Source organism: Vibrio superstes, from assembly GCF_003569005.1.
Lineage (GTDB): Bacteria > Pseudomonadota > Gammaproteobacteria > Enterobacterales > Vibrionaceae > Vibrio > Vibrio superstes.
This window is the reverse complement of the sequence record NZ_BCUR01000004.1, coordinates 152,150-166,897: the sequence shown is the minus strand read 5'-3', so window position 1 is coordinate 166,897 and position 14,748 is coordinate 152,150. Positions and strand designations below refer to the sequence as shown.

Annotated in this window: 11 protein-coding genes; 4 read left to right on the top strand and 7 right to left on the bottom strand. The window is 44.4% G+C overall.

All coding sequences use genetic code 11. From position 1 onward, the window contains the following. Nucleotides 1-3: 3 nt before the first annotated feature. The 3 genes from dtd to typA form a co-directional block, all read right to left on the bottom strand. Nucleotides 4-438 carry a D-aminoacyl-tRNA deacylase gene (gene dtd, locus D5I41_RS08725; protein ID WP_119009480.1) on the bottom strand — a complete coding sequence of 145 codons (435 nt, stop codon included), beginning with the start codon at nt 436-438 and terminating at the stop codon, nt 4-6. Beyond that, nucleotides 410-1,324 carry a virulence factor BrkB family protein gene (locus D5I41_RS08720; RefSeq protein ID WP_119009479.1) on the bottom strand — a complete coding sequence of 305 codons (915 nt, stop codon included), beginning with the start codon at nt 1,322-1,324 and terminating at the stop codon, nt 410-412. The genes dtd and D5I41_RS08720 overlap by 29 nt, the downstream gene beginning before the upstream one ends. 211 nt (nt 1,325-1,535) lie before the next feature. Next, nucleotides 1,536-3,365 (bottom strand): translational GTPase TypA, encoded by a 1,830-nt coding sequence (gene typA, locus D5I41_RS08715; protein ID WP_119009478.1) that lies wholly within the window; start codon nt 3,363-3,365, stop codon nt 1,536-1,538. Between the two features lie 556 nt (nt 3,366-3,921). Between typA and glnA the strand changes: the two genes are divergently transcribed. The 4 genes from glnA (at nt 3,922) to D5I41_RS08695 (ending at nt 10,717) form a co-directional block, all read left to right on the top strand. Beyond that, complete coding sequence (gene glnA / locus D5I41_RS08710) at nt 3,922-5,331, top strand: glutamate--ammonia ligase (RefSeq protein ID WP_017029351.1); 1,410 nt, start codon at nt 3,922-3,924, stop codon at nt 5,329-5,331. A gap of 228 nt (nt 5,332-5,559) precedes the next feature. Further along, nucleotides 5,560-6,615 (top strand): nitrogen regulation protein NR(II), encoded by a 1,056-nt coding sequence (gene glnL / locus D5I41_RS08705; protein ID WP_119009477.1) that lies wholly within the window; start codon nt 5,560-5,562, stop codon nt 6,613-6,615. Nucleotides 6,616-6,642: 27 nt separating this feature from the next. After that, nucleotides 6,643-8,055 carry a nitrogen regulation protein NR(I) gene (gene glnG, locus D5I41_RS08700; RefSeq protein WP_119009476.1) on the top strand — a complete coding sequence of 471 codons (1,413 nt, stop codon included), beginning with the start codon at nt 6,643-6,645 and terminating at the stop codon, nt 8,053-8,055. Between the two features lie 178 nt (nt 8,056-8,233). Then, nucleotides 8,234-10,717 carry a bifunctional diguanylate cyclase/phosphodiesterase gene (locus tag D5I41_RS08695; protein ID WP_208639142.1) on the top strand — a complete coding sequence of 828 codons (2,484 nt, stop codon included), beginning with the start codon at nt 8,234-8,236 and terminating at the stop codon, nt 10,715-10,717. Nucleotides 10,718-10,738: 21 nt separating this feature from the next. Here the strand turns inward: D5I41_RS08695 and hemN are convergent, their stop codons facing one another. The 4 genes from hemN to D5I41_RS08675 all read right to left on the bottom strand — a co-directional run bounded on the left by hemN (nt 10,739) and on the right by D5I41_RS08675 (nt 13,935). Then, entirely contained in the window at nt 10,739-12,112 is a 1,374-nt protein-coding gene (gene hemN / locus D5I41_RS08690; protein WP_119009474.1) for an oxygen-independent coproporphyrinogen III oxidase, read from the bottom strand. Nucleotides 12,113-12,242: 130 nt separating this feature from the next. Continuing rightward, nucleotides 12,243-12,731: a DUF2489 domain-containing protein gene (locus D5I41_RS08685; protein ID WP_119009473.1), complete on the bottom strand. Its 489-nt coding sequence runs from the start codon at nt 12,729-12,731 to the stop codon at nt 12,243-12,245. 6 nt (nt 12,732-12,737) lie between these two features. Then, entirely contained in the window at nt 12,738-13,298 is a 561-nt protein-coding gene (yihI, locus tag D5I41_RS08680; RefSeq protein WP_119009472.1) for a Der GTPase-activating protein YihI, read from the bottom strand. After that, complete coding sequence (locus tag D5I41_RS08675) at nt 13,285-13,935, bottom strand: methyltransferase domain-containing protein (RefSeq protein WP_119009471.1); 651 nt, start codon at nt 13,933-13,935, stop codon at nt 13,285-13,287. Before D5I41_RS08675 ends, yihI begins: the two co-directional genes overlap by 14 nt. Nucleotides 13,936-14,748: the final 813 nt, after the last annotated feature.

Sequence of the window (14,748 nt, the reverse complement as noted above, 5' to 3'; positions counted from 1 at the left end):
GTCCTAGACTTGGAGCCAGAAGGTAACAGGACCATCGTTGACCAGTGAGACCTTCATATCTGCAGCAAAGCGACCGCGCTCAGTCGGAAGTACTTCCGCGCAACGATCAGAGAAATATTCATACAAGCGCTCTGCATCCGCTGGTGCCGCACCGCGTGAGAAGCCTGCACGAGTCCCTTTCTTAGTATCGGCAGGTAGCGTAAATTGGGAAACCACTAACACACTACCATCAACTTGCTTCACATTCAGATTCATTTTATCTTCATCATCACCAAATACGCGATAGGTGGTTACCCTCTCCATCAAGCGCTTAGCTTTGGCTTCATCATCATCTCTTTCTACGCCAAGTAGGACTAATAAGCCTTTCTCGATCTCTCCGACCACTTCACCGTCGACCTTTACAGCGGCCTCACTCACTCTCTGAATCAGAGCTATCACTTCGAATCCTTTTTCTCATTAATTTATCTTGGTAATACAAAAACCATTTGATGCTGAATGGCTCATTAACTCGCCACACCTCATCTTCACCTAAGCTGGCTGTGATTTCTGCACCGATCAACACTATCATCCAGCAGAGATAAATCCACATAAATAACAGAGGGACCGCCGCCAAGGCACCATATATCAGCTGATATGAAGGGAACTGAGACACGTAGTAGGCAAATAGCTTCTTACTAATCTCAAACAAGCAGCCGGCAACAAACGCACCCGCCAAGGCATGATTAAAGCGCACCTTAATATTAGGCACCAGCAGATACAGCCCAAAGAAGGCTAAGAAAGAAAAGGTGATAGGCAATAGGCCATACACCAAATGCACCGTATCTTCGCTCCAAACCCGTAGCGAGCCAACATAAGAAGAAAAGACCAAGCTCATACCCACAAGCACAGGACCGAGAGTTAACACCATCCAATACATAGAAAATGAATACACAGTGCGGCGCTTTTTGCGCACTCGCCAAATGTAGTTGAGGTTTTTATCGATGGCCGAGATCAATAGCAAAGCAGCAAAGAATAGGAACACTAACCCTATCGAGGTCATCTTACCCGTATTGGCAATAAATTCGTTTAGAGTGTGCTGAATAGCCTCACCCGCAGCAGGCACAAAGTTACTAAACACGAACTGCTGAACCGTATCCCCAACACCATCAAAAAAAGGCACACGCGACAATGCGGTTAAGGTTACCGTAGTTAAAGGCACCAAAGACAATAGAGTGATGTAAGCCATATAACCTGCATTCACAGGTAGCCTATCGTGCTTGGCTCTTTGGTAGAGGTAGCCAGAGTAATGCAAAAAAACATGTACCCAGCTTGGAAGATTGAGCATTTACTGCGTCCTGCTGTAATACCAATAGGGATTGAACGTTGAGACTTAATCACAAGTCATCATGACTTGTCGTTTGAAAATTCAATCTGTTACGAAAGAAGTTTCAGTTTAGCAAAAAAAACAGCCCCGCAGAAGTGAGCCAATAAAGGGACTACTGCGGGGCTGTATCAGCTGGGCTGTGCACTCAGTGCACAGCTAGTCTGAGATTAGATTACTTAGCAGGACGTGCTGCGCGCTTACGCTCGTTCTCAGTAAGAAGCTTCTTACGGATACGAATGCTTTCAGGCGTTACTTCTACTAGTTCATCTTCGTCAATGAACTCAAGAGCTTGCTCTAGAGTGTGCTTGATCGGTGGAGAAAGAACCTGAGCTTCGTCCGTACCAGAAGCACGTACGTTAGTTAGCTGCTTACCTTTAAGACAGTTCACCGTTAGGTCGTTTGCACGGTTATGAATACCGATTACCTGACCTTCGTAAACTTCGTCAGCGTGCTGTGCAAACAGACGACCACGCTCTTGTAGGTTAAACAGAGCATACGTCAGAGCTTTACCCGTTGCGTTCGAGATAAGAACACCATTGTTACGTTGACCAATTACGCCGCCTTTGTGAGGGCCGTAGTGATCAAACGAGTGGTACATCAGGCCAGAACCAGACGTCAACGTTAGGAATTCAGTTTGGAAACCGATAAGACCACGAGAAGGCATCATAAAGTCCATGCGAACACGGCCTTTACCATCAGGAGACATATCTGTTAGCTCACCTTTACGTAGGCCGATATTTTCCATGATGCCACCTTGGTGTTCTTCAAGCACATCGATGGTTACTGTTTCGTATGGTTCTAGAAGTTGACCGTCTTCTTCTTTAAGGATTACTTCTGGACGAGATACTGCTAGCTCGAAGCCTTCACGACGCATGTTTTCGATAAGGATCGAAAGGTGAAGCTCACCACGACCAGATACACGGAAACGGTCAGGGTTGTCAGTTTCTTCAACGCGCAATGCTACGTTGTGTACCAATTCTTTCTCAAGACGCTCAAGGATGTTACGTGAAGTAACGAACTTGCCTTCTTTACCCGCGAACGGAGAAGTGTTTACTTGGAAAGTCATAGTAACCGTTGGCTCATCTACAGATAGAGGAGTCATCGCTTCTACGTTGTTTTGGTCACAGATAGTGTCTGAAATTTTCAGCTCACCAAGACCTGTGATTGCAATGATGTCGCCTGCGTTTGCTTGCTCAACTTCGTGACGGTCAAGACCAAGGTAACCCAGTACCGTGCCTACTTTACCGTTACGCTTTTGGCCTTCAGCGTTAACAATAGTCACTTGCTGGTTAGGCTTAACAGAACCACGAGTTACACGACATACACCGATAACACCAACGTAAGAGCTGTAATCAAGCTGAGAAACCTGCATTTGCAGTGAACCGTCTAGGTCAACGTTTGGAGATTCTACTGTATCAACAACTGCTTGGAACAATGGTTCCATGTTCTCGCCAGTCTCACCTTCTTCCATTGTTGCCCAGCCGTTAAGAGCTGAAGCGTAAACAACAGTAAAGTCTAGTTGTTCGTCAGTTGCACCTAGGTTGTCAAATAGGTCGAAAACTTGGTCCATAACCCAATCAGGACGAGCGCCAGGGCGGTCAATCTTGTTGATTACAACGATTGGCTTAAGGCCGTGTGCGAATGCTTTTTGTGTTACGAAGCGAGTTTGAGGCATAGGGCCGTCAACTGCATCTACGATAAGCAAAACTGAATCAACCATAGACATGATACGCTCAACTTCACCACCGAAATCGGCGTGTCCTGGGGTATCTACGATGTTGATGCGGTAATCATTCCAGTTAATTGCAGTGTTTTTTGCAAGAATGGTAATGCCACGCTCTTTCTCGATGTCGTTCGAGTCCATTACGCGCTCTTCAGCTTCACCACGAGACTCAAGCGTACCCGATTGCTGTAGCAGCTTATCAACCAGTGTTGTTTTACCATGGTCAACGTGCGCAATGATGGCGATATTTCTTAACTTATCAATCTGTGGAGTAGACATGAATAGAGTTCACTCAGTAGCGTCTCGGCGGTTTGCCGATGACAGGAATTAAAAAAATTTGCCGTAATGTATCAGATTTTAGCCAAAATCCCAACAAGATGTGATCTATACCTTACTTATTAATGAATTATTGACCTCTATTTAGCTCCCCGCTTAGCAAATATCACTAGCTTCCCTCTTTTAGTGACCTTATTTCCCCTCTAAAAGGCTATCTGCCATCGCACCAATCTAGGGCGAAAGTGATCCATTTCTTATTTTCAGTTGAGAATATTTCATTGATATCGAGCAACTGCACCCAAAGTTCACATTTTAACGCCCCAACATAGTGCAAGCATGGATCATCTTGGTGCATGACGAATACTAAAAACCAACTATAGACTATTTAAATCATTGATAAATATAGAATTTGAAAAGTTGGCACACCTTTCGCATTAGGGAAAGCAGTCGAAAAATATTAATTGTTCGATGAGTAAAAAAGAGTGTAGATTGAATCCTAGGATTTTATGCTCACCAAAATCGAGCAATCACGTTTACCAACACTGGAGGTTTTCCAATCATGTCAGTAGAAAATGTACTATCGCTGATCCAAGAAAATGAAGTTAAGTTCGTTGACTTACGCTTTACCGATACTAAAGGTAAAGAGCAACATATCTCTCTTCCTTCACACCAAATCGATGCAGACTTCTTTGAAGAAGGCAAAATGTTCGATGGTTCTTCTGTAGCTGGTTGGAAGGGTATTAATGAATCTGACATGGTTATGATGCCGGACGCAGCAAGCGCGGTACTTGACCCGTTCACAGAAGATTCAACACTGAACATCCGTTGTGACATTCTTGAGCCTACTACTATGCAAGGCTACGACCGCGACCCTCGCTCTATCGCGAAGCGCTCTGAAGAGTACATGCGTTCTACTGGAATCGCAGATACAGTACTAATCGGTCCAGAACCAGAATTCTTCCTATTTGACGATGTTAAGTTCAACACTGACATGTCAGGTTCTTTCTACAAAATCGATGACGTAGAAGCATCTTGGAACTCAGGTTCTGATTTTGAAGAAGGTAACAAAGGTCACCGTCCAGGTGTTAAAGGCGGTTACTTCCCAGTAGCTCCTGTTGATTCATCTCAAGATATCCGTTCTGCTATGTGTCTAATCATGGAAGAAATGGGTCTAGTAGTTGAAGCTCACCACCACGAAGTTGCTACAGCGGGTCAGAACGAGATCGCGACTCGTTTCAACACGCTAACAGCTAAAGCTGATGAAACTCAAATCTATAAGTATGTTGTTCATAACGTAGCTCACGCTTACGGCAAAACAGCGACTTTCATGCCTAAACCACTCGTTGGCGACAACGGTTCAGGTATGCACGTTCACCAATCTCTAGCAAAAGATGGCGTTAACCTTTTTGCTGGTGACAAGTACGGCGGCCTATCTGAGCTAGCTATCTACTACATCGGTGGTGTAATCAAGCACGCACGTGCAATCAACGCATTTGCTAACCCTGCAACTAACTCGTACAAGCGTCTAGTTCCAGGCTTCGAAGCACCAGTTATGCTTGCATACTCTGCACGTAACCGTTCTGCTTCTATCCGTATCCCAGTAGTACCAAGCCCTAAAGCTCGTCGTATCGAGCTACGCTTTGGTGACCCAGCGGCTAACCCATACCTAGCATACTCTGCAATGCTAATGGCTGGCCTTGACGGTATTAAGAACAAGATCCACCCAGGCGAAGCTATGGATAAGGATCTATACGACCTACCTGCAGAAGAAGCAGCTGAAATCCCAACAGTTGCAGCTTCACTACAAGAAGCTCTTGCTTCTCTAGATGCAGACCGTGAGTTCCTAACTGCTGGCGGCGTATTCTCTGATGACTTCATCGATTCTTACATCGACCTGAAATCTCAAGACGTAGAAAAGATCAACATGACAACTCACCCACTTGAGTTTGACCTTTACTACTCTGTTTAATCGTTAGATTAAGCTCTTTTTAAAAGGGTCTGCCATTGGCAGGCCCTTTTTTATTCCCCATTTATCGCACATTCAATTAATTAGCACCAATTAAGAGCAACCGCAAAAAACGGCAAGCTTTTTGCATTATCTAGATAAGGGCTAATTTCCTCGAACTGCGGCACTTATTGCACCAATACTGTGCAATAATAAACTTAGATTTTCTCTGTGCACCAAAAAGGATTTTTCGTGAGTAAACCACTAGCTGAGACCGTCTTAGATCAACTTGTTACAGCGACCCTGCTGATTGATGACTCATTGACGATTTGCTACTTAAATCCATCGGCTGAACAGCTATTTGGGCAGAGTAAGAATCGCTGTGTCGATCAGCGGTTACCTGAATTAGTGGAGCACTCCTCCATCGACTTTTCGGTGTTTGAACAGCCCTTAATTTCAGGACAAAGCATTACTGATAGTGACGTTACCTTTGTTATAGAAGGCAGACCCTTACTATTGGAGATCACAATTAGCCCTATTTCATGGGACAAGAAGGTGATGCTTTTAGTTGAATTACGACAGGTGGATCAACAAAGAAGACTCAACCAAGAACTCAACCAGCATGCTCAGCAACAAGCCGCCAAGCTACTGGTGAGAAGTCTGGCTCATGAAATTAAGAACCCGCTTGGTGGACTTCGCGGCGCGGCGCAACTGCTAGAAAAAATGCTGCCATCGGAGTCACTAAGAGAATATACCCAGATTATTATCGAGCAAGCTGACAGGCTGCGAAACCTGGTGGATCGCTTGCTTGGACCACAAAGACCTGGCACCAAGCAACCAGAGAATGTGCACCTTATTTTAGAAAAGGTGCGTCAGTTGGTCGGGCTGGAGTTAGGTCAAAATGTTCGCATTGAGCGAGATTATGATCCTAGCTTGCCGGATATTGCCATGGACAGCGAGCAGATCGAGCAAGCACTGCTCAACATAGTAAGCAATGCCGCTCAAATATTACAAAAGCAAGATGATGCTCTAATCACCCTAACCACTCGAACTGAGCATCAAGTAAATATCCATGGCAAGCGAGTTAAGCTTGCCGCCAGAATAGAGGTAGTCGATAACGGTCCTGGTATTCCCCCAGAGCTAGTAGATACCTTGTTTTATCCTATGGTCAGTGGCCGAGAGGGTGGTACTGGGCTTGGGCTATCAATATCGCAAAATCTTATAGACCAGCATCATGGCAAGATCGAAGTAGACAGTTGGCCCGGTAAAACGACGTTCACCGTTTATCTACCCATTTTAGATTATTAAAAAATAAAAGCGCTAGGAGGCAGAATAATGAGTAAAGGCTATGTATGGGTCGTTGATGACGACAGTTCTATACGCTGGGTTCTAGAAAAGACCCTCTCTAACGCCAATATAAAGTGTGAAACCTTCGCAGATGCTGAAAGCGTACTTTTAGCACTAGAGCGAGAGGTTCCAGACGTTATCATCTCAGATATTCGTATGCCTGGTATGGATGGCCTTGACCTGCTTAAACAGATCCAAAAAGCTGAGCCAGAGCTGCCTGTTATTATTATGACAGCTCATTCAGACCTAGACGCTGCCGTTAAGGCGTATCAAGAAGGGGCTTTTGAGTATCTGCCGAAGCCATTTGATATTGATGAAGCCCTTGCTCTTGCCGATCGCGCTATTACTCATAGCCAAGAACAAAAGCAAAGCCACAATGCGCTAACCTCAAGCAAAGCGGACACCCCTGAAATCATAGGTGAAGCGCCCGCGATGCAAGAGGTATTCCGTGCTATCGGCCGTCTGTCCCGCTCCTCTATCTCTGTGTTAATTAATGGTGAATCCGGTACGGGTAAGGAGCTAGTAGCTCACGCTCTGCATAAACACAGTCCTCGTAGCAAAAACCCTTTTATTGCCCTCAATATGGCTGCGATTCCAAAAGATCTTATCGAGTCAGAGCTTTTTGGACATGAGAAGGGGGCATTTACCGGTGCAAACAGCGTTCGCCAAGGTCGATTCGAACAGGCCAATGGTGGCACGCTATTCTTGGATGAAATCGGTGATATGCCACTGGATATCCAAACGCGATTATTGCGCGTACTTGCCGACGGACAGTTCTATCGTGTCGGTGGTCACTCTGCCATTAAGGTAGACGTAAGAATCATTGCCGCTACTCACCAAAACCTAGAATCTCTTGTTAAAGAGGGAGACTTTCGTGAAGATCTCTTTCACCGCTTAAACGTTATTCGCGTACACATCCCTTCTTTAAGGGAGCGTAAACAAGATATCGAAAAGCTCGCACAACACTTCCTAGATTTAGCGGCAGAAGAGCTGAGTGTAGAGGTGAAAACCTTATCCAAAGAAGCGGTAGATATCCTCACTCGTCTTAGTTGGCCGGGTAACGTTAGGCAACTAGAGAACACCTGTCGCTGGTTAACGGTAATGGCAAGTGGTAGTGAAATACTGCCCTCAGACCTTCCTCAAGAGCTTGTAGAAGAGCGTAGCCTTTCTACCAGCACGGATAGCTCAGACTGGCAAGAACTGCTAGAGAAGTGGGCTAGAACGGCACTCGCCTCTGGAGAAACCGAACTCCTCTCCTATGCCCTTCCTGAATTTGAGCGCATTTTATTGAAAGTCGCGCTGAATCACACCAATGGTCATAAACAGGATGCCGCTAAAGTGCTGGGTTGGGGACGTAACACACTTACCAGAAAGCTAAAAGAGTTGAGCCTTAGCGAATAATCAAGTTGTAACTTATTGATTAGATTGCAATCAGTTGATTAAATTACAACCGATTGCAATCGATCGCACACTACTGGTACTATATACGCAATAATTTCTTTACCTACTGCCAGTAATGTTAAATTCACAACCTAATTCCATCTCACTGCGTAGAGCCGTGTTTGTGCCTCTGGTAGTTATGCTTCTTTTCTTAGGAGTCATAGTATCCATTCTACTCACTGGGCATTATGAGCGCGTCATCAAACACGTTAGCCAGAATCAGCTCGAGGTAACCTCTAGCAATCTTCACTCCTCTCTCAATCTATTTCTTAAACAACCTTTTGATGCGAGTGAGTCCATCGGCTATACCATCAAGATCAACAACCTTTACCGTATGAGTGATACCAGTCAGATACAAAAGTACTTACACTCAAGCATCCAAGCTATCTATTCCAAGATAGATCATATTGATGTAATCGGATTTGGCGGCAAGCTTGGAGAGTTTATAGGTTATCGACGCAACGATGATTCTAGCTACTCACTGATGCTAAAAGATCTAAGGACGCGACAAAGCCTTATTATCTATGAGGGTGAAGGGGTAGATTCAGAGGTTGCCCAAATGATCGCAGGATACGACCCGAGAAAGCGCCCTTGGTATGCACTATTTGATTCGTCGTCCTCATGGAAGCCAAGTTGGTCATCCATCTATGTAAACTCAGATGAAAAAGAAGCAACGACCCTATCTGCATTACACCCCTTAATCATCGACAATAGCCTACTCGGTGTATTAGTTGCTGATGTAAAGCTTGATTCGTTCAATACGTTCTTACTGAATTCACGCCGCTTGACTCAATCTCACTTTTTTATCTTCGATGATGAAAACCGTTTGGTGGCGCATTCAGAGCCAACAAGCACTTCAGTCGATGGTTTGCGTTTACATATTTCCGATAGCCCAACCGAGCTCAATCAAGCCATCAGCAAGGCACTTTTAGAAAAACACGACATTATTTTTAATTTCCAACAGGTCTTTTCTGTCAAAGCGAATCATCAACGATATTTCGTGAAGCTAACACCCTATTATGATGAAAAGGGACTTAATTGGTTCATAGTCACCGCAGTCTCAGAAAGTGACCTACTAGGAACCCTCTGGTACTCGCAAATTGGTAGCTTAGTAAATGCTCTACTGATCATGACTATTCCCATTTTAATCGCGATCTATGTATTTCAACGCATAACATCGCCGATCACAGAAACCGCAGCTGCAGCACGCCGTTTTTCTGATGGTGACTGGAACACTCGAATTACCGCCAATACGCACATTGCCGAAACTCGGCAACTGGTGGAAACATTTAATGATATGACGCTCAATCTGAATGAATCCTTCCAAAAGCTTCGTAGGCAGATGAACTACGACAATTTGACCCATCTCCATTCACGGTTCGGATTCATAGAAGAATCAGATAAGACAGACAACAGTGAAGCTACTCTCTACACCATAGGTATTAACGACTTTAAACAGATCAACCTAACCCATGGTCATAATGTTAGTGACCAAGTACTCAATCGAATCGCCAATCGGCTACGACGCCTACTAAGCCCAACTGATGTCATAGGTAGAGTATCCGAAGATGAGTTTGCATTGCTCCGTTTTGGAGATAGCACAGAGTATGACTTTCAATTGATGGCAAGTAGGATACAACAGGGATTTGATACTGCTATTTCTGTCGATCGATTAAAAATTAGGGTGGATTTATCACTAGGTATTGTACGCGCATGTCCAAATTTAGAAATGGATCAATGGCTCCGAAAAGGAAGCATGGCACTATCGCTAGCGCAGAAAGAGCAACTACCTCTCTGTTTTTATAATGAGCAAATGTCTACCGAGCATCAGCGTAAATCAGAAATGCTGGAGTACATTAGACGAGGGCTAGCCAATCAGGAGTTTCTTCCTTACTACCAACCAATAGTGGACTTACACAGCAATCAAATTACTGGAGCTGAGGCTTTAGCACGCTGGCACTCTTCTCACCTAGGAATGGTATCTCCTATCGAGTTTGTTCCTATCGCAGAAGAGAGTGGGCTCATCAATGAGCTCGGTAGACAAATCTTATTTAGTGCCTGTCGAGACGGTATGAAAGGTATCCAGCAAGGCCGATGGGGAGATAGTTTCCATATGCACGTCAATGTCTCGGTCGCCCAACTTAAAGAGACTATGTTTGCTGATATGGTTTTAGATACCCTAGAGCAAACCCGTTTCCCCGCACAACAATTAACCCTAGAAATAACCGAGTCTCAGATCTTAGAAACGCACCCTGAGATCACGGAGAATCTGAAGCGTTTATATCGAAAAGGGATAAATATTGCCATAGACGACTTTGGGACAGGCTATTCGTCACTGGCTTACTTACATAAACTGCCATTCAATACTCTTAAAATTGATCGCACCTTTGTCTCTGACCTCAATAGAGACAACGCTGAAATATCGATAGTGTCTGCCATTATCAACATTATTGACGGCTTTGAGGTCACAGTGGTTGCTGAGGGCGTCGAGACGATAGAACAGCAAAGCATTCTAAAGGAACTAAATTGCTCTCAAGCGCAAGGCTTTTTATATGGTAAACCCGTGCCTTTTGATGAGTGGCAACAGCTAGAAAACCAGCAACAAAAAAGCCACCTTATTTAAGGTGGCTATCATCTGTAGATTCTAGATAACGCGAGAAAACTGCTGCTGGCGAGCCTTAGCTCGGAAGTATTTGTCAAAACACATACAGATGTTTCGAATCAGCAAGCGACCACGAAGGCTTACCTTAATCTCAGAATCTGAGACCTCAACCAATTCATCATCAACAAAGGTTTGTAGTAGCTGCAAATCTTCGGCGAAATACTGATCGAAACTTAAACCGAACTGCTGTTCGATATCGCGCTTATTCAAAGTAAAGTTACAGATAAGCTGCTTAATCACCTCACGGCGGGTTAGGTCATCTTTATCCAGGGCCACGCCCTTCCAAAGTGCATGACGCTCAGACTCCATCTGACCATAGTAAAGCTTAAGCTCTTTCTGGTTTTGCGCATACGTATCCCCCACCATAGAAATGGCAGAGACACCAAAGCCAATAAGGTCGCAATCACCTTGCGTGGTATAGCCTTGGAAGTTTCGATGTAGCTCGCCATTTCGCTGTGCCACTGCAAGTTCATCTTCAGGAAGTGCGAAGTGGTCCATACCGATAAACTGATACCCTTCTGTCGTCAGGGTTTCAATGGTTTGCTGCAGAATAGACATACGCTCAGAGGCAATCGGTAGGTCTTCATCTTTGATCTTACGCTGCGCTGCAAACAACTGAGGCATATGCGCGTAGTTAAACACTGATAGGCGTCCTGGACGCATACTCAACACCTGACGCATAGTTTCAGAAAACGAGTCCGCAGTTTGCAACGGCAAGCCATAAATTAGGTCTAGATTGGTAGAGCGGAAGCCTAGCGTTTTAGCTCGTTCAACCATAGCAAAAATGAATGCTTCATCCTGTTCACGGTTGACTACGCGCTGTACTTCTTTATTGAAGTCTTGAACACCAATACTCAGTCGGTTAAAGCCCTTTTCACGCAGGTGATCAAGCATATCCAGCTCAATCTCACGCGGGTCTACCTCGATACTGATTTCAGCATCAGCATTAAACGCAAACTCTTCGTAAATCACCGCCATCAAACGGCTAATTTGCGCCTTAGTTAAGAAGGTAGGTGTGCCCCCACCAAAGTGTAATTGGTTGACCTTACGTTCTTTCAGCAATGCCGCACGCTGGCGAATCTCAAATTCTAAGACTTCTAAGTAGTCGTCCGCTTTATGCTGATGACGAGTGATGACCTTATTGCAACCACAGTAGTAGCAAAGCTTATGGCAGAACGGTATGTGGATGTATAGAGATAGCGGACGCTCAGGATATTGCATGTACGCAATGTCTAGCTCAGCAACGGTGAACGCCTCGTGGAATTCCACAGCCGTTGGGTAAGAAGTGTAACGAGGCCCAGAGTAGTTGTATTTATCCAATACACTCTGATCCCAGATAATTTGTCGGCTAGACATATTAATATCCTAAGTACTGCTGATAAGGGGAGCTATTTTGCCACAGCCACCAAGGTGACTCGTTTTATAGCTAGCAAATATCAGGCAGAATTGTTGATATTTGCTAGCAGGATCACGCCTATGGCGAGTGCTATCGCATTTGAATGGAGATTTGGTCGTTCAATGGGGCCACTTGACCCTGAAGATCTTTCAACTCTTCAATAATAGTGTCACTCAGACGAGTTTCAGCCTTGTGGCGAGCCAGATTCTGTTTCATGCGCTCTTGCTTCGCCAATTGCTGACGATCTTCGCCTCGAGCCATGTCATTAACCACTTCAAATAGCTCGCTCAACGCTGGGTAGCGTGTCTTTACATCAATACGTTGCTCACCCTGAACATAGTCCAGAATATTGCACAGGCGAATGCTCAACTCCGAAAGATCGCATTGCCCTTGAATGCCAGCAAGGCATAAGGTATCGACACTTTCGAAAATTTTGGCATTGCGCTTTGCAATGGCTAACGCCTGATGTTGCGAAATAAGCTGCTTCTGCTTTTTAAGTTTATTAAGCAAATACGCAGCGTAACCACCCAACACAAGGATGATGATAACTCCAATCGAAGCCAGCACAGCCATATCCATTGATTCTTAGTCCTTGAAATCGCTTAGATCTAGGTCTTCAAATGATGCAAGAAGTTCATCTTCCGTTTTTGCTTTCTTGCTCTTCTTAGCGTTACTTGGAACAACAACCTCTTCCGGCTCTTCTTCCTCTGGTTCAAGTAGACCTAGTTGCTTCATTAGCACTTCTACGCGATCCAGTTTCTGGTCAACGTATGACTGAAGGCCTACACCTAGAGATTCACCGTTTTCAATGCGATCTAGTAACACATTCAATTGTGCATCATTCTCTAGTGCTTCTAGCTCTTGCTCTGCAGTGTACTTGCGTTGCTGCTTAGTTGGCTTAGGAGCTGCCTCTATGATAAGTGGGATCTTTTTCTTCGAACCAATGCGTGGATCACGTTGACCGCGACCTGCGTTCTCTTTTGATTCATTACCAACCGAGTGGCGTGCACCAGCTTTCTGACCTTTACGCTTCTTTAATTTCTTGCGTAAACGTCCCTCTACATCCGCCTCAGAGCGGTTACGAGTTACGATTAGGTCTACATCACCTGTTGAACCTGCTTTTCTCGATTTCTTATGTCGACTCATTACTCGACTTCCTCAATAAAATTACGTCGTTTTCAATAAATTCTAGCTCTAGCTCGTCTCGCGCAGCTAAAAACTCAAATGTGCTTCTGCTAAAAAATACTACATGCGTGTGGTCATTCTTGTAGTGCCATGTGGAAAAGGCCTCTACATCACGAACCATCTTAGTCATCAAACCTAGCCAGCCGCCTAGCTTCAACATGCTCATCCACTGTGCCCAAACCACATCAGGCTGATAGAGGTGCTCTATTACCTCTGTCGCAGTGATAAAGTCATAGCGCTTGTTTAATACTTTGGTATCTGGATAGTAGTAGAGATCATACAAGTCTACATCGTGCCCCGCCTCTTGCATCATCAAAGATAATGTCGGACCGGGACCACAGCCAAAGTCTAACCCTTGCTTGTGGCTACCGATTCTTTCGGCAAGTGGAATCTGAACTCTCGATAAGAACTTACGATAACCCAAGTCAGTTGGGTCATTTTCATGTAGATCATAGTGAGCCTTTTCTTGGCTTGAATCCAGCCTTTGATTGGGGTCAACGAACACCAATTCGCAACGCTGACATTGATGGTATTGTCTGCGCTTATCTTCCCAATAAAATTTTGATTCACTATGATGACAAAGTGGACAATCTAACATTCAAATCGCCTATTTAGCTTAGGAGGCGCAACTTATCAAAATATGGGGAAAGAGTGTAGAAAAAATCCGCAATTACGCTGTTTTTTTTGTATGCGTATACGGCAATATCCCATATAGAGCGTCTTTAATACCAATCACAGTAAGTCAGTGGTCAGAAATAGCGTAGGAAAAACGCGGGACAACAAGGCAGAACTTTTTGATAAGTCGTTATTCTACAATCAAAAATCTAACGCCGTTATCGAGTGTTTTAACAAGCTAGGATGATCAGTTATTTACTACGATTGGTATAAGCCGGTTATTGGCAAATTTCAGGCAATAAAAAAGCGATAGGTTTCCCTATCGCTCTCAAAATTCCATTTGTTTTTGACGCTTTCCATGCCAAAATTTTGTTTTTCATCATCCTGATGATTTTTGTTATCCCTAGCAAGCTTCCATTTGCGCGGCTAATCCTCAGCCTTCCTATCTGGGTTCTCGACCTGAGAAAAACAAACCATCCGTTGTTAACCCTATGTCGCCAAAGGCGATACCATTCCCTAAACTCTTCCTGAGCAAGACTGAAAACAATCAATCATCATGTCCTTTCGATAACGACTACTCTACTCCTGATAGAAAAATGTGCAATTAATAAACAGGAGTAGCCGATCACACTTTTAAAAAGCCATGAATATTTATTAAATCTTTCAATTGCTTACAAAGTTGCTGTGCAATATAGCGGATTTCGAAAATGAGAAATATCTCACAGAGTAACGTGACAATCAGCCCAGCTGTGACAAAAATAGCAGATAGCAGATAGCAGATAGCAGAATAAACTAA

Bases quoted from the DNA above. Each gene is read 5' to 3' on its own strand.
- D5I41_RS08720 (WP_119009479.1), bottom strand. From the start codon at position 1,324: ATGCTCAATCTTCCAAGCTGGGTACATGTTTTTTTGCATTACTCTGGC.
- typA (WP_119009478.1), bottom strand. From the start codon at position 3,365: ATGTCTACTCCACAGATTGATAAGTTAAGAAATATCGCCATCATTGCG.
- glnA (WP_017029351.1), top strand. From the start codon at position 3,922: ATGTCAGTAGAAAATGTACTATCGCTGATCCAAGAAAATGAAGTTAAG.
- glnG (WP_119009476.1), top strand. From the start codon at position 6,643: ATGAGTAAAGGCTATGTATGGGTCGTTGATGACGACAGTTCTATACGC.
- D5I41_RS08695 (WP_208639142.1), top strand. From the start codon at position 8,234: ATGCTTCTTTTCTTAGGAGTCATAGTATCCATTCTACTCACTGGGCAT.
- hemN (WP_119009474.1), bottom strand. From the start codon at position 12,112: ATGTCTAGCCGACAAATTATCTGGGATCAGAGTGTATTGGATAAATAC.
- D5I41_RS08685 (WP_119009473.1), bottom strand. From the start codon at position 12,731: ATGGATATGGCTGTGCTGGCTTCGATTGGAGTTATCATCATCCTTGTG.
- yihI (WP_119009472.1), bottom strand. From the start codon at position 13,298: ATGAGTCGACATAAGAAATCGAGAAAAGCAGGTTCAACAGGTGATGTA.
- D5I41_RS08675 (WP_119009471.1), bottom strand. From the start codon at position 13,935: ATGTTAGATTGTCCACTTTGTCATCATAGTGAATCAAAATTTTATTGG.